The 13669-nt window shown below is 65.5% G+C and carries 16 protein-coding genes; 8 read left to right on the top strand and 8 right to left on the bottom strand.

The window, feature by feature from the left end; translation table 11 throughout:
- Positions 1 to 64: 64 nt before the first annotated feature.
- Positions 65 to 280, bottom strand: a complete 216-nt coding sequence (locus tag RPPS3_RS03680) for an FmdB family zinc ribbon protein (RefSeq protein WP_107342894.1) — start codon at positions 278 to 280, stop codon at positions 65 to 67.
- Between the two features lie 99 nt (positions 281 to 379).
- Between RPPS3_RS03680 and cutA the strand changes: the two genes are divergently transcribed.
- Positions 380 to 703 (top strand): divalent-cation tolerance protein CutA, encoded by a 324-nt coding sequence (gene cutA, locus RPPS3_RS03675; RefSeq protein ID WP_107342893.1) that lies wholly within the window; start codon positions 380 to 382, stop codon positions 701 to 703.
- Here cutA and RPPS3_RS03670 read toward each other — a convergent pair.
- The 3 genes from RPPS3_RS03670 to RPPS3_RS03660 all read right to left on the bottom strand — a co-directional run bounded on the left by RPPS3_RS03670 (position 681) and on the right by RPPS3_RS03660 (position 3962).
- Positions 681 to 1106: a GIY-YIG nuclease family protein gene (locus RPPS3_RS03670; protein WP_434006770.1), complete on the bottom strand. Its 426-nt coding sequence runs from the start codon at positions 1104 to 1106 to the stop codon at positions 681 to 683. The genes cutA and RPPS3_RS03670 overlap by 23 nt on opposite strands.
- A gap of 95 nt (positions 1107 to 1201) precedes the next feature.
- Complete coding sequence (locus tag RPPS3_RS03665; RefSeq protein ID WP_107342891.1) at positions 1202 to 3307, bottom strand: methyl-accepting chemotaxis protein; 2106 nt, start codon at positions 3305 to 3307, stop codon at positions 1202 to 1204.
- A 460-nt stretch (positions 3308 to 3767) separates the two neighbouring features.
- Positions 3768 to 3962 carry a hypothetical protein gene (locus tag RPPS3_RS03660; protein ID WP_107342890.1) on the bottom strand — a complete coding sequence of 65 codons (195 nt, stop codon included), beginning with the start codon at positions 3960 to 3962 and terminating at the stop codon, positions 3768 to 3770.
- 246 nt (positions 3963 to 4208) lie between these two features.
- On the opposite strand from RPPS3_RS03660, the gene RPPS3_RS03655 reads away from it, so the two are divergent.
- Entirely contained in the window at positions 4209 to 5189 is a 981-nt protein-coding gene (locus RPPS3_RS03655) for a YheT family hydrolase (protein WP_107342889.1), read from the top strand.
- Here the strand turns inward: RPPS3_RS03655 and RPPS3_RS03650 are convergent.
- Genes RPPS3_RS03650 through RPPS3_RS03640 form a run of 3 tightly spaced genes read right to left on the bottom strand, consistent with a single transcriptional unit; the run spans position 5186 to position 7780 of the window.
- On the bottom strand, positions 5186 to 5890 hold the full coding sequence (locus tag RPPS3_RS03650) for a DUF1045 domain-containing protein (RefSeq protein WP_107342888.1): 705 nt from the start codon (positions 5888 to 5890) through the stop codon (positions 5186 to 5188). The two genes, RPPS3_RS03655 and RPPS3_RS03650, sit on opposite strands and share 4 nt — an antisense overlap.
- 22 nt (positions 5891 to 5912) lie before the next feature.
- Positions 5913 to 7106, bottom strand: coding sequence for an alpha-D-ribose 1-methylphosphonate 5-triphosphate diphosphatase (locus RPPS3_RS03645; protein WP_107342887.1), 1194 nt, complete (start codon positions 7104 to 7106; stop codon positions 5913 to 5915).
- Positions 7103 to 7780, bottom strand: coding sequence for a chloramphenicol acetyltransferase (locus RPPS3_RS03640; protein ID WP_107342886.1), 678 nt, complete (start codon positions 7778 to 7780; stop codon positions 7103 to 7105). Before RPPS3_RS03640 ends, RPPS3_RS03645 begins: the two co-directional genes overlap by 4 nt.
- 179 nt (positions 7781 to 7959) lie before the next feature.
- Between RPPS3_RS03640 and phnC the strand changes: the two genes are divergently transcribed.
- From phnC to phnE (RPPS3_RS03620), 4 genes are all read left to right on the top strand, one after another.
- Entirely contained in the window at positions 7960 to 8772 is an 813-nt protein-coding gene (phnC, locus tag RPPS3_RS03635; protein ID WP_107342885.1) for a phosphonate ABC transporter ATP-binding protein, read from the top strand.
- A 108-nt stretch (positions 8773 to 8880) separates the two neighbouring features.
- Positions 8881 to 9789, top strand: coding sequence for a phosphonate ABC transporter substrate-binding protein (phnD, locus tag RPPS3_RS03630; protein ID WP_107342884.1), 909 nt, complete (start codon positions 8881 to 8883; stop codon positions 9787 to 9789).
- A 68-nt stretch (positions 9790 to 9857) separates the two neighbouring features.
- On the top strand, positions 9858 to 10739 hold the full coding sequence (gene phnE / locus RPPS3_RS03625) for a phosphonate ABC transporter, permease protein PhnE (RefSeq protein WP_107346416.1): 882 nt from the start codon (positions 9858 to 9860) through the stop codon (positions 10737 to 10739).
- Positions 10736 to 11602: a phosphonate ABC transporter, permease protein PhnE gene (gene phnE / locus RPPS3_RS03620; protein WP_107342883.1), complete on the top strand. Its 867-nt coding sequence runs from the start codon at positions 10736 to 10738 to the stop codon at positions 11600 to 11602. The genes phnE (RPPS3_RS03625) and phnE (RPPS3_RS03620) overlap by 4 nt, the downstream gene beginning before the upstream one ends.
- Before the next feature lie 145 nt (positions 11603 to 11747).
- Here phnE (RPPS3_RS03620) and phnF read toward each other — a convergent pair whose 3' ends face one another.
- On the bottom strand, positions 11748 to 12476 hold the full coding sequence (phnF, locus tag RPPS3_RS03615; protein ID WP_107342882.1) for a phosphonate metabolism transcriptional regulator PhnF: 729 nt from the start codon (positions 12474 to 12476) through the stop codon (positions 11748 to 11750).
- Positions 12477 to 12587: 111 nt separating this feature from the next.
- Between phnF and phnG the strand changes: the two genes are divergently transcribed.
- Positions 12588 to 13061 carry a phosphonate C-P lyase system protein PhnG gene (gene phnG, locus RPPS3_RS03610; protein ID WP_107346415.1) on the top strand — a complete coding sequence of 158 codons (474 nt, stop codon included), beginning with the start codon at positions 12588 to 12590 and terminating at the stop codon, positions 13059 to 13061.
- A 2-nt stretch (positions 13062 to 13063) separates the two neighbouring features.
- On the top strand, positions 13064 to 13666 hold the full coding sequence (gene phnH / locus RPPS3_RS03605; RefSeq protein ID WP_107342881.1) for a phosphonate C-P lyase system protein PhnH: 603 nt from the start codon (positions 13064 to 13066) through the stop codon (positions 13664 to 13666).
- The last annotated feature ends 3 nt before the right edge of the window (positions 13667 to 13669 follow it).

Below are 13669 nucleotides of genomic sequence, written 5' to 3'. Positions count from 1 at the left end.
CCTGAAGCGCGGGATCGTTCCTTTCGGGCAGACACGGCGTCCCGAGTGGAGAGCCGCGGGCCGGCTAAGCGCAGACGTCCGGCATGCAGCAGCCGCCGCAGCCACCCTTACCGTCGCACATCGGAGCCTCCGGCCCGCCCTTGGCGGGCTTGGCGATCAGCGACAATTGCTGCTCGAGGCTGGTGCTCTCGCAGGACGGGCAGACTGCGGATTCACCGGAGAACAGCAGCGTCTCGAACTGGTGACCGCATTTGTTGCAGACGAAGCCGTATATCGGCATGACGGACCTTCCGAAGCTGACTGGGAACCACTTGCGCCTAGCAAACAACCGGCGCGGCCCGCAACGCGTCGGATCAAATCGAAGCCAAGGAGCAACGCGATGGATCAGGGCGATGCCTGTGTGGTGATGGTGACGGCGCCGAACAAGGAGGAAGCGGAACGCTTGGCAGTCGCAACACTCGAAGCCCGGCTCGCCGCCTGCGTCCAAATCCAGGCCATCACCAGCCATTATTGGTGGGACGGCAAGATCACCAGCGACGCCGAGCAACTGCTGCTGTTCAAGACACTGCCGACGAAGTTCGCCGCCTTGCGCGACCTGATCACCTCGCTGCACTCCTACGACACCCCGGAGATCATCCAGCTCCCGGTCACCGCCGGCGCGGAGAAATATCTCGGCTGGATCAGGCGCGAGACCGGGGCGTAGCGCTTACCCGCAGCCACACCGGCGGCTCGCCGCTCGCGGCGAGGGCTGCGCGAATGGTGCGGGCAGGTACGCGCGACGGCCAGCGCAGCAGATGACTGCGGCAGTGCGTGCAGTCGGTCGCGCCGAATCCGTCGATCGGTACCGGAAGAAATCCCAGCCGTTCCACCAGTTCGCATTCATTGCCGAGCGCGACTGTCCAGGCGCCTTTGACCTCGCCGGCCGTGGTCAATTGATCGACATGCCAGCGGATCGATTTGTCCTTGCGAAAATGCCGCGCCAGCCGGGCCTGCAGTCCGCCCGGACCGTAGGCCGAACCGCAATACAGATAACGCCCAGGCCGAAGCCGCGTCGACAGGCCGCCGCCGAGCCGGACCGTGAGCGGCGCCGCGATCGCGATCGCCACCACATAGGCGCCGGGGCCAGCCGGACAGGCGGAGAGCGACACATTGATCATCGGGTCGTTGTGAGCGCACCGGCGCCGGCCGGTCAACCGTGGGCTTACGCGGCCTGCGACTGCCCCTTGTCCCGCGCCCGGCGACGTTCGGGGCCGGTATAGCCGGCGTCGCGAGTCTTGCGACGATCGAGCACGCCGGTGCGCAGGCTGTGGAAGAACTCGGTGACCTGATGGGACAACCGACCGGCCTGCTCGGCGAGATCACCGGTCGAATGCAGCACGCTGGCGGCGGACTGGCTGGCCTGCCCCACTGCCTCGCTGACGGTTGAAATGTTGTCGGCCAGCATCGAGTTGTCGCGCGCCGCACTTTGAGCATTTTCGGAGATCTCGCGCGTCGCACTGCCCTGCTGCTCGATCGCCACCACGATCGTCGCGGTCACCGCGCTGATCTCACGCATGGCGCTGCCGACGTCGCGGACCGCCTCGACCGCACTCCGGGTCGAGGTCTGGATCGCCGTGACCTCGCTGGAGATATCAGCGGTCGCCTTGGAAGTCTGCTCCGCCAGTGCCTTCACTTCAGCGGCGACCACCGCAAATCCGCGACCGGCCTCGCCGGCTCGCGCCGCCTCGATCGTGGCATTGAGCGCCAGCAAATTGGTCTGCGCCGCGATCGCCTGGATCAGCCCGACAACCGCCCCGATCCGCTCGCTCATCGCCGCCAGCCCCTCAATCTCGTTGACTGAGCGCTCGGTCCGGCTGTCGGCGGTCCGCACCACATCGGTCGCCTTGGCGATCTGGCGTGCGATCTCGCCGATCGACGCCGATAGCTCCTCCGCCGCGGCCGCGACGGTCTGCACGCTTTCGGAAGCCTGCTGCGATGCACCGGCGGCGGCCGCCGCCTGCCCCGAGGCTTCGGCGGCGACGTCGTCGATCGACTGCGCGTTGTTGCGCATCGTTGCAGCGTTGTCGGTCACGGCACGCAGCATGTCCTCGATCGAAGACCGGAACGCCTCGACCGCTTCGTTGACCTTCGCCTTCTGAGCATCCTCGATCCGGGCGCGCTCGGCTTCCTGCGCCTCGGCGTCATGCTTGGCCTTTTCGACCGCCTTCTCTTTGAACATCTCGACGGCGTGGGCAACTTCGCCGACCTCATCACTGCGGCCGAGCCCCGGCGGCACCACGGTGAAATCGCCGTTGGCGAGCCGGTTCATTCCCTCGGTAAGCGAACGCAGCGGCCGCGAGATGCTGCGGCTGAGCAATGCGCCGGCCCCGAGCGTCAGGACCAGGACCCCAAGACCGATGGCCAGCGCCCATTCGCGCGCCTCTTGCATCGCCTTGACAGAGGCGCTGCGGTCGACGCCGAGCACCGAGACGCCGATGGCTTCGCCGGCATAATCACGCACCGGGGCCAGCATGATCGTCTGATCCATCGAGCCGATATGCATCGCTTGCTGCGCCGACTTATCGCGCAGCGCAGCCGCCATCTGCTCGGCGCCGATCGCCGGGTCGGTCTCGAAGGTTGAGGCATATCGCTGGAAGCCGTTGGCAGTCTTCAAATACAAGGCGACGTCAGCGCCGGTGCCGCTCTTGAAAGCATCGAAGAAGCGGCTGCCGAGCGTCATTCCGACTTCAACCGAGCCGATTGGCTTGCCATCCTTGAAAACCGGCGCCACACCACGGATACCGAGTCCCTCCACACCATTTTCCAGTCCGCTCACCGGCTTGCCGCTCGCGTTGACGGCCACGACAGTCTTGCGGATCGCCGACAGATCGTCGCCGAACTTTTCCAGCTTGTGCAGCCGCAGGAACGACGTCGCTGGCGCAGTATGGAATTGCATCTGCACGACGCCGTGTGTCGCCTGTAACTGCAGGAAGCTCGGCTGCAGCATGCGGATCAACCCGTCGCGGTCGCGGCTCGCGAAGACATCCTGGATCGCGGTGTTGCTCGCCAGCGAAGCCGCCAGCGCAGCGGCGCGCTGTTGGGAGGCCGCCATCTGCTGACCCAGCGAATCCTGCAGACCATTCAGTTCGCGTGCAGCTGCCTGCTCGGTCATCCGCGCTGACAACACAATGTTACTGATCGTGGTTGCGGCGACAGCCGTCACCACACTGGCCGCCAGCGCGATCGAGAATCGCAAACCGATGGTGAAACGAAAGGGGCGGCGCTGGGCGTTACTCATTCTATGTACCTCGGCACTCACGACCCGCATCGCTGGATCGTCATTCCACAGCGGCGCTCTGAAGTCCGCTGATGACGCCCGTGGTAGGACCGCGATCTTTACACAACGATTAAAATAGTTTCCGTGCTTGGTGCGCAGGTCAGGCCGAGCGAAGACTGGACGGCGACCTGATCACAGGCGCGATTTTGGGAGCTGTCTTGCGCTGAACGGCAAGCGCCTCGCCAACGGATTTGGCTTATGCGACCGGCCTTTTCTCGATTGCTAATCGATTCACCGGAATGACGACGCAACGATTCAATCGAAAACAATCTTTGGCGCTGATCCCCGCGTCACAACTCACGTCATGAACGGGACGCTCGAATGACGAATGCAAATTCGAGGGGCGCGGCGCGCTAACGTCGACGAAAGTTCTAGATATTTGTCGCGCGCAAAGCGGACGACATTACCTCACACAACGTCCGTCCCGATCAAACTGATCGAAAACACGATCCTAATGCTTGGTCGGGACCTGGCTGAGCAGGATACGCTTCAGCTTGGCGCGCGCATGCATCTCGGTGGCGGACTGCATCACGAGGCCCTTCGGCGCATCGCTGAGAGATTCGGCCTGCGCCCATTCGGCGGCGGCGAGCCATTCCAACTCGTCGGGCGACAGGTTGCGGAAGGGAGCTGGGTCGGCGACCTTCATGGCGTTTTCCTCAAAGGGGCGATCCCGGCTGCTTCGGCTCCGATCGCTTGTCGTTATGGAGATCAGCTTAGGGCGATGCCGGCCCGACAACAACTGCGACATATCCGGCCGTCGCAAACGTTAGTTGCAAATGCAAAGCTAATGCGATGTTGACGCACTCGGTTGCAGTGGCCACCATCCCAGTGGATAGCTGCGTCACACTCGTCCGACCTGTGTGTGTTTGTCCCTCCTTCGATTCTGCTCGACATGACTGATCTGCGATCCTATCGCGCACCGTGGTGGTTGCCCGGCGGCCATCTGCAAACCATCTGGCCGACGCTGTTCGCGCAGCCACGGGCCTCGCAAGCCATCAAGCTCGTCCGCGAACGCTGGCGGGCGCCCGACGGCGACTTCATCGATATCGATCATCTGCCCGGGCCCGACCATGCGCCGTGGCTGGTGCTGTTTCACGGCCTCGAAGGATCGTCGGCGAGCCGCTACGCGATCGCATTTGCGCAGGGCGCACTCGCGCGCGGCTGGCGGCTGTCGATTCCGCACTTTCGCGGCTGCTCGGGCGAACTCAATCTGGCGCCGCGCTCCTACCACTCCGGCGACTTCCAGGAAGTCGGCTGGCTGCTGGCGCGAGTTCGCGGCCGCGCCGATGCGCCTGTGCTTGCCGCTGGCGTCTCGCTCGGCGGCAACGCGCTGTTGCGCTGGGCGGAGGAGGCCGGCAGCGGCGCCGCGGAGATCGCGCGCGCAGTGGCGGCGGTCTCAGCCCCGCTGGATCTCGTGGCCGCTGGCGCCGCGATCGACAGCGGTATCAACCGCCTGATCTATACCCGGCATTTCCTGCGCACGATGATTCCGAACGCGCTCGCCAAATGGCAGCAGCATCCGGGACTGTTCGATCGCGAACGGGTGCAACGGGCAACGACTTTGCGCGAATTCGACGACGCCTTCACGGCACCGCTGCACGGCTTTGCGGGTGTCGATGACTACTGGACCCGTGCCTCGTCCAAGCCGCATCTGCACAAGATCAAGATCCCGGCTTTGGTCGTGAACGCGCGCAACGATCCGTTCGTGCCGGCCGCCTCGCTGCCGACACCGGACGACGTCGGCACGATGGTGACGCTCTGGCAACCCGATGAAGGCGGACATGTCGGCTTCGCCACCGGTCCCTGGCCCGGCCGGGTCATCGCAATGCCCGAGGCGGTCAGCGACTGGCTCGCTTCGATCCTCAGCGGCTAATAGTCGGCGCTGCGCAGTTCGAATTGCGCGATGCTCTGGAACCGCGCACCTCGCGCGTCCTGGCGCAGCACAGCGATCCGATCGATTGCAATCCGATCCATGCCGGTGGCAGCGAATTGTCTCCGCAGCAGCGCCAACAATTCGTCGTGGCGAGCCGGATCGAGCGAACCGGTCAGCGTCATGTGAAACCGGAACTCGTCCATCACATAGGGGTAGCCCCAGCGATCGAGATAGCCGACCTGCTTGGGCGTCAGCCGTTCCGGCTTGCGCCGGGCGCGATCCTCCGCCGACAGCGGCGCCCGAAATTCATCGAAGTCGCGAACGCAATCGGCCGCGAGTTGCTGCAGCGACTCGGAGGGCGTTTCCGGCACCAGCGCGATGAACCCACCGATCGGCCTGATCACCGGGCCGATCTGCGGAATCGCCCGCGGCGTTTCGGCAAAGGTCGCACAGGCCCACAGCAAGTCGCTTTCGCTGCGGCCGCCGATCAATCCGAATGGCGCCTTCAGGGTGGCGTGAAAGCCGTAGCTGCGCGGGTCTGCGGTGATGTCTCGCCAGTCCGCGATCGCCGCGGTCGGCGCAGCGAACGGCACGTCTTCGCCGGTGACGACATCGTAGCCGAGCATCGTCGCCCCGAACTGCGCCAAAGCGCTGCCCGCGGCCGGCAGATAGTAAATCGCGTAGCGTGGAAAATTCGACATCGCCGGTGATGATAGCGTCAGATCAGGCGGCAACGCCAGCCGGGTACGGCAGTTTGCGCGTGATCACGAAGCGCTCCGGATCGTCGACATGCACCAGCCGGCCGCCGGCGATCACCGCGACGATCCGCGGCCGCAGCGCGACCCGATCGTCGACCAACAGAACGTCAGCGCGCTGGCCGCTCGCAATCGTGCCGCGCTCGGCGAGACCTGAGGCGCGGGCGGGGTTTTCCGAGATCAGCTTCCAGGCCTGCTCCAGCGGCAGGATGCCGTCGTGCACGAGGCGGAATGCGGCGAGCAACGGCGCCGGGTAGTAGTAATCGGAGGCCAGCACCGAGCACAGTCCTTTGGCAATCATGTCGGCCGCCTTGGTCCAGCCGGTGTGGCTGCCGCCCCGCACTACGTTCGGCGAGCCGAACACGATGAAGTCGCCGTGCAGCGCAGCATCGCGCGCGGTCTCCTCGGTGGTGGGGAATTCGGCGATGCCGACGCCGAGATCACGATAACCCTGCCGCATCGCCGGGGTATCGTCGTCGTGCGACAGCATCGGCATAGATACCTCGCGGGCGATGGCGGCGAGGCGCCGGTTCGCCTGTGGCACTTCGTCGCCACGCGCCGCGATGCGCTCGACCAACAGGTCGAATTCGCCGTCGGACAGGCCGGTGCGCTCGACCATCCGGTTGCGCTTCTGCGGCTTGGCGAGGTTCGCCAGCGTCGAATCCATGTGATCGTTGAAGGCGAACAGATCGACGCGGCGGTCGCCGATCCACTGCGCGATCTCGTCGACCGCATCGAGATTGAAAGTCTCGTGGCGCAGATGGATGCGGGTGTCGGCAGAGAGCCGCGGCTTGGTGAGATCGATCGCATCCAGCATACGGCGGGCGTTGTCGGCGCTGCGCAGGCCAGGCTCCCACGACCAGGTGACGGCGTGAAAGACCGTGGTCAAGCCATTGGCGATCGCCTGGCGGTCGCTGTCGATCAGCGCGACATCGATCGGAAAGTCGACCCCCGGCCGCGGCATCATTTGCCGCTCGAAGGCATCGCCGTGCAGATCGACGATCCCCGGCAGCACCAGCAGGCCGCGCGCGTCGATCCGGATTGCCGCGTTGCTGGCGGCGGAGCCGACCGCGGCGATGGCGCCGCCGGCGATCTGCAGCGAGGCCTCGGCAATCTCGTCGCCGAGTAGCGTCCGGCCACCTTCGATCGCGATCTCGCTCATCCCATCACCTGCTGTTCCGTCGCCGGCTCCCGGTCCGGCGACTGCACTTTGGCGGCACCTTCATATCGGTCGAGGAATTCGTCCACTGACAATTTCCGGAAGTCGGGCAGCGCGTTGCGCAACGCTTCGTGGTCCCAATTCCACCACGCCAGCGCGACCAGACGCTCCGCCTGTTGCTCGGAGAAACGGCGGCGGATCGGCCGGGCCGGGTTGCCGGCCACGATCGTGTAGGCCGGCACGTCCCGGGTGACGATCGCGCCTGCAGCAACCACCGCACCGGTACCGATGTTGCGGCCCGGCAGCACGATGGCGCCATGACCGATCCAGACGTCGTGGCCGATCTCGACGTGATGCGAGCGGCGCCAGGCGAAGAACTCGGCGTCGTCGCTCTCGCCCTCGAAATAGGTGCTGGCGCGGTAGGTGAAGTGCGCCTGGGTGGCGCGCTGCATCGGGTGATTGCCGGGGTTGATCCGGGTCATCGCCGCGATCGAGCAGAACTTGCCTATGCTGGTGTAGGTGATCTGCGAATCGTTGACGACGTAGGAGTAATCGCCCATCGCCACTTCGTTCAGGATGGTGCGGGCGCCGACTTCGCAATAGGCGCCGAGGGTGACGTCGTGCAGCTTGGCGGTCGGATCGACGGTCGGCGCGACCGTTAGCAGTTTCGCGGCCATGGGAGTCTCGTGGGCGATGATCGGGATGAGACCTGTCATCGGCGCCGCTCATGACGCCGTCGTGACGCGTCGATGACGCAGCGAAGACCTTGATATGGCGGCGGAACTACATCGACTGTCACACGGCTGCAAAACAACGGCGTTAGCGATTCTTCCCGAACCTGTTTCGGGAGCAGCGCATGCTGGTAGTTGAGGGTCTGACCTGCCGTTTCGGCAGCAAAGCAGCCGTAGATGGCGCATCGTTTTCGGTGGAGCGCGGCAGCTTCGTCGGGGTGATCGGGCGATCTGGCGCGGGCAAGTCGACCCTGCTACGCATGCTGAACCGGCTGGCGGAGCCGTCCGAGGGCCGCATCCTGTTCGAAGGCGTCGATGTGACCGCGCTGCAGGGCCGCGAGCTGCGACAATGGCGCGCACGCTCGGCGATGATCTTTCAGCAATTCAACCTGATCGGCCGTCTCGACGTGCTGACCAATGTGCTGATGGGCCGGCTGTCCGAAGTGCCGTCGTGGCGCTCGCTGGTGCAAATGTGGCCTGAGCAGGATCGCGCGCTCGCGATCTCGGCGCTCGATCAGTTCGATATGGCGTCCTACGCGGCGCAGCGCGCCGACCAGCTCTCCGGCGGTCAGCAGCAGCGCGTCGCGATCGCCCGCGCCTTGGTGCAGCAGCCGGACATCGTGCTCGCCGACGAGCCGATTGCCTCGCTCGATCCGCGCAACACCAAGATCGTGATGGATGCGCTGCTGCGCATCAACAAGCACTTCGGCATCACCGTGCTGTGCAATCTGCACTCGCTCGATCTCGCCCGCAGCTATTGCGACCGGCTGATCGGCATGGCCTCGGGCCGCGTGGTGTTCGACGGCGCACCGGCCGCGCTCACCGACCAGATCGCGCGCGAACTTTACGATCTCGAAGCCGACGAAGTGCTCGGCGCTGCGCCGCACGTTCCGCACGGCCTTCCCGCCCCCGCATTGGCCGGCGTCGCCGTGGCCTGATCCCGGCGGCGATCGTTCGCCGTCTCCCCTATCCGGCACCGCCCGCGGCGCGTCCGCGTGCGGTCGCCGTGTTTCGACCGTTCACCGACTGAAGAGACAGGAAACCTCATGATCAAGCTCCGTACTCTCGTCGCCGCCGCTGCCGCGCTGGCGTTCACCGCGCACGCCGCGCCGGCGCAGGACTGGAAGGCGAAATATCCCGAACTGGTGTTCGGCAAGATCCCGGACGAGAACGCCTCGGGCACCACCACCCGCTGGACCCCGCTGACCGACTACCTCACCAAGCAGCTCGGCGTGCCGGTGAAGCTGCGCATCGCCAACGACTACGCCGCGGTGATCGAAGGTCAGCGCGCCGGCAACATCCACATCGGCATGTATGGGCCGGCGTCCTACGCCCGCGCCTATCTGGTCGGCGCCAAGGTCGAGCCGTTCGCCATCGAGGTCAACGGTGACGGCTCCAAGGGCTATCACTCGGTGCTTTATGTGAAGAAGGACTCGCCCTACCAGAAGATCGAAGATCTCAAGGGCAAGAACCTCTGCCTGGTCGATCCGAATTCGACCTCCGGCAACAACGTGCCGCGCTTCATGATGAACAAGATGTCGATCGATCCCGACAAGTTCTTCGCCAAGGTGATCTACGCCGGCAGCCATGAGAACGCGGTGATCGGCGTCGCCCAGGGCACTTGCGATGCGGCCTTCAATTGGTGGAACACCGAGGACGAATCCAACCTGCTGCGGATGGACCGCAAGGGCATGGTCAAGGCCGCTGACTTCCGCATCATCCTGAAGTCGGACCTGATCGTGAACTCGCCGATGGCCTATCTGTCGGACCTACCGGAAGACCTCAAGGCGGCGATCCGCAAGGCGGTGCTCGACCTGGCCACCAACGATCCGGAAACCTTCAACAAGATCTATGAAGGCAAGGCCAAGCCCTACGCGGCGACGAGCCACAAGGACTACGAGCCGGTGGTCGAGCTAATCAAGTTCGTCGACAGCCTGCGCAAGTCGAAGTCCTGACACATCCCAGCACATCATCGGACGTGGGCGGCCAAACGGTCGCCCGCGTCGTCATGTCGGACAACCGAATGCAGGCAGCCGTCACAGAACTTCCCGAGCCTCAGCTCCGCGCCCTCGCCGATCACTACGACGCGGCGGTGGCGGCGAAGCGGCGTCGGCTGGCGCTCGGCGGCGCGATCCTGATCGCTGCGATCGCCGCGGCCGCCTGGATGGGCGAAGTCGATCTGGTCAAGCTGGCCGATAATTTCTGGCGGTTTCCGTCCTACTTCATCTCGATCGCGCCGAAGCTCGCGCTCGCGACACTGTGGACCGACCTCGCCGACTGGTTCTGGGGCATCAAGCGCTGGACCGGGTTGCTGCTCGACACGATTCTGATCGCCTATGTGGGCACGCTGCTCGGGGCGCTCGCCGGTTTCGCGCTGTGCTTTCTCGCCTCGGCCAATCTTGTGCGTTCGCGCGCGCTGGTCTTCGTCACCCGCCGCTTCCTCGAATTCTGCCGCACCGTGCCGGAGATCGTGTTCGCGCTGCTGTTCGTGCTGGCGTTCGGGCTCGGCCCGCTGCCCGGCGTGCTGGCGATCGCGATTCACACCGCCGGCGCGCTCGGCAAGCTGTTCGCCGAAGTGGTCGAGAACATCGACGACAAGCCGCTGGAGGGCGTGGTTTCGTCCGGCGGTGACTGGTTCGAGATGGTCCGGTTCGCGGTCGTGCCGCAGGTGCTGTCGAACTTCGTCAGCTACGCACTGCTGCGGTTCGAGATCAACGTCCGCGGCGCGGCCGTGATGGGCTTCGTCGGTGCCGGCGGCATCGGCCAGGACCTGATCGAGGCGGTGCGCAAGTTCTACTACAGCGACGTTAGCGCCATCCTGCTGCTGATCATCGTCACCGTGATGGCGATCGACTATTTCACCGAAGGCGTGCGCCGCCGTCTGATCGGTCAGGAGCGACGATGAGCACCGCCCGCCGCACTCTGAGCTTCGGCGACGAAGCCGGCATCGCCGCCCGCTTCCCCGAACACTTCCGTCCCAACTGGATCAACCGCGCAAAGCTGATCGGCGGCCTGACCTTGGCTGCAGCGATCTTCGTGTTCGGCCTGATCCGGCTCGAAATCCCGTTCGACAGGTTATTCAGCGGCATCGGCCGCCTGATCGAGTTTCTCGGCCTGATGCTGCCGCCCGATCCGGGATCGTGGCAGCTCGCGCAAGTCTATCTGCACGCGATGGGCGAAACGCTGGCGATCGCCTTTCTCGGCACGCTCGGCGGCGCACTGCTGGCGTTTCCGGTGTCGTTCCTGGCAGCGCGCAATGTACTGCGCATCCGCCCGCTGCAACTCTTGACGCGGCGCCTGCTTGACGCGGTGCGCGGCGTCGACACGCTGATCTGGGCGCTGATCTGGGTCGGCGTCGTCGGGCTCGGCCCATTCGCCGGCATTCTGGCAGTGATGTGCTCGGATTTCGGCAATTTCGGCAAGCTGTTCTCGGAGGCCTTCGAAGCTGCCGACGAAAAGGCGAGCGAAGGCGTCAAGGCGACCGGCGGCTCACACGTCCACAGCGTCCGCTTCGGCATGTTGCCGCAGGTAGTCCCGATTCTGGCCAGCCAGGTGCTGTACTTCTTCGAATCCAACACCCGCTCCGCCACCATCATCGGCATCGTCGGTGCCGGCGGCATCGGGTTGCAGCTCGCCGAGCAGATCCGCGTGCTGGAGTGGCAGAAGGTGTCGTTCCTGATCCTGATGATCCTCGTCACCGTAGCGGCGATCGACTGGATCTCCAGCAAGCTGCGGTTTGCGATCATCGGCCGAAAGGCGGTCGCTTAAGGCGCGGCGATCATCGCACTCTCAACCGTCATACTCCGCTCAAGCGGAGGATCCAGTATTCCAGAGCGTCCGTGCTCTGCCGCGAACTCTCTGCAATACTGGTTCGCCCGCCTGCGCGGGCGATGACGTGAGCGCAAGGCGGGCCCTAATCCGGCTCGATCACGAACTCGACCCGCTCGGCGGCGAAGCGGGCGCGGGAGGTCAGCAGCGGGGTGCCGTCGGCAGCGACGTCGATGCTCTCCACCACCAGCACCGGCCGCCCGGCCGCCAGATCGAGCCGCGCCGCATCGGCGGCATCGACCACCGAGGCGGTGATCCGGGTCGACAGCCGGCGATAGTCGCTGATGCCGTAATGCGCCAGCACCTTGGTCATCGAGCGTTTCGCCGCGAACACCTTGGGCGCATCGGGAAAGCGCACCGCCGACAGCCAGGTCGTGCCGCGGCTGATCGGCACGCCATCCGCCGATCGCAGCGCCTCGATCCGGAACAGTGGCGCGCCGATGTCGAGATCGAGCTGGCCGGCGAGCGCGCCGGTCGCGGCCTCTCGCTCCGCGGAGATCAATTGACCGCGCGGCTCGCGGCCGCCCGCATTGATGATCTCGGAAAACCGCGTCCGGGTGCGCAGCGGATAGGCGATCCGCCGGCTGCGGACGAAGGTGCCGCTGCCCCGCTCGGCGCGCACCAATCCACGCTCTGCCAGCGCCGCAAGCGCCCGCCGCACGGTGTGGCGGTTGACCCCGTAGTTCTCGGCGATCTCGGTCTCCCCCGGCAGCTTGCCACCGGGCAGATAGCGGCCGTCGGCGATCGCCATCTCGATGCCGTCGGCGACCTGACGCCACAGCGCGACGCCTGAAGAGAGGGCCTCGGCGGTCATGACAGGAACGCTTTCGTGATCATCGCCACGGAATTCGTCGTCATCGAGTTTTCACATTGTGCCTCTATCAAGTTGTCTATTAACATAGACAACTTGAATTGGGCAATGGCGATGCACGCCGAAACCACGAACCTCCCCGAACAAGCCGCGATCGCGCGCCGCCGCGTCGCGATGGCGGTGTTGGCTGCGTCGGATACCGCAGCGATCGACGCGCGCGTCGGAGCCCTGGCGCCGCCGGCGTTCACGCTGCTGCGCGAGCCGGAACAGGGACTGGTGATGCTGCGCGGCCGGATCGGCGGCGATGGCGCGGCCTTCAATGTCGGCGAGGCGACGGTGTCGCGCGCTGCGGTGCGGCTCGCCAGTGGCGAGGTCGGGTTCGGCTACACGTTGGGACGAGATCGTACCAAGGCGAAGCTGATCGCGCTGTGCGACGCGCTGCTGCAATCGGCGAACTATTCGGCTGCGGTCGAGGCCGAGGTGATCGCGCCGCTACGAACCGAGGTCGAAGCCGCTCGTGCCGAAAAGGCCGCCCAGACGGCTGCCACCAAGGTCGATTTCTACACGCTGGTGCGAGGCGAGGGCTGACCATGACCACCACCGAACTTGCCGCCGGCTTTGCCGACAAGGTGCTCGGCGCGCAATCGACCTTCCGCGCCGTGATGGAAGCGATGGCGCGGCCCGGCCGCATCCAACGCATCAGCGTCGAAGCCGGCACACCGGCGCCGCTGATGCACGGCAGCGCCGCACTGGCGCTGACGCTGTTCGATCACGACACGCCGATCTGGCTCGACGAGACGATCGCGGCGGACGGCACCGTGGCGCAGTGGCTGAAGTTTCACACCGGCGCGCCGCTGACCGGCGATCCCTCTTCCGCGGCATTCGCGCTGATCGGCGACGGCTCAGCGTTGCTGCCGCTCGAGCGGTTCGCGCTCGGCACGCCAGAATATCCGGACCGGTCGACGACCCTCATTATTCAAGCGCAGGCGCTCGGCTCCGGCGACGGCTTCCGGCTGCACGGTCCCGGCATCGATGGCGAGACGCTGCTGCAAGCATCGCTGCAGCCCGCCGACCTGTTCGATCGCCTGAGTATCAACGCAGCGCTGTTTCCGCGCGGCCTCGACGTGGTGCTGGTGAGCGGCGATCAGGTGGTGGCGATCCCGCGCACCACGCGCCTCAGCCAAGGGAGCTGACCG

This window comes from Rhodopseudomonas palustris, assembly GCF_003031265.1.
Lineage (GTDB): Bacteria > Pseudomonadota > Alphaproteobacteria > Rhizobiales > Xanthobacteraceae > Rhodopseudomonas > Rhodopseudomonas palustris_H.
Note: the sequence above shows the minus strand (reverse complement) of the source record. Positions and strands in the feature narration are given on the sequence as shown.

Coding starts and splice junctions, on each gene's coding strand:
- phnD (WP_107342884.1), top strand. CDS start 8,881: ATGATCAAGCTCCGTACTCTCGTCGCCGCCGCTGCCGCGCTGGCGTTC.
- phnH (WP_107342881.1), top strand. CDS start 13,064: ATGACCACCACCGAACTTGCCGCCGGCTTTGCCGACAAGGTGCTCGGC.
- phnE (WP_107346416.1), top strand. CDS start 9,858: ATGCAGGCAGCCGTCACAGAACTTCCCGAGCCTCAGCTCCGCGCCCTC.
- RPPS3_RS03650 (WP_107342888.1), bottom strand. CDS start 5,890: ATGTCGAATTTTCCACGCTACGCGATTTACTATCTGCCGGCCGCGGGC.
- RPPS3_RS03640 (WP_107342886.1), bottom strand. CDS start 7,780: ATGGCCGCGAAACTGCTAACGGTCGCGCCGACCGTCGATCCGACCGCC.
- RPPS3_RS03645 (WP_107342887.1), bottom strand. CDS start 7,106: ATGAGCGAGATCGCGATCGAAGGTGGCCGGACGCTACTCGGCGACGAG.
- cutA (WP_107342893.1), top strand. CDS start 380: ATGGATCAGGGCGATGCCTGTGTGGTGATGGTGACGGCGCCGAACAAG.
- RPPS3_RS03665 (WP_107342891.1), bottom strand. CDS start 3,307: ATGCGGGTCGTGAGTGCCGAGGTACATAGAATGAGTAACGCCCAGCGC.
- RPPS3_RS03655 (WP_107342889.1), top strand. CDS start 4,209: ATGACTGATCTGCGATCCTATCGCGCACCGTGGTGGTTGCCCGGCGGC.
- phnC (WP_107342885.1), top strand. CDS start 7,960: ATGCTGGTAGTTGAGGGTCTGACCTGCCGTTTCGGCAGCAAAGCAGCC.
- RPPS3_RS03680 (WP_107342894.1), bottom strand. CDS start 280: ATGCCGATATACGGCTTCGTCTGCAACAAATGCGGTCACCAGTTCGAG.
- phnG (WP_107346415.1), top strand. CDS start 12,588: ATGCACGCCGAAACCACGAACCTCCCCGAACAAGCCGCGATCGCGCGC.
- RPPS3_RS03660 (WP_107342890.1), bottom strand. CDS start 3,962: ATGAAGGTCGCCGACCCAGCTCCCTTCCGCAACCTGTCGCCCGACGAG.
- phnF (WP_107342882.1), bottom strand. CDS start 12,476: ATGACCGCCGAGGCCCTCTCTTCAGGCGTCGCGCTGTGGCGTCAGGTC.
- phnE (WP_107342883.1), top strand. CDS start 10,736: ATGAGCACCGCCCGCCGCACTCTGAGCTTCGGCGACGAAGCCGGCATC.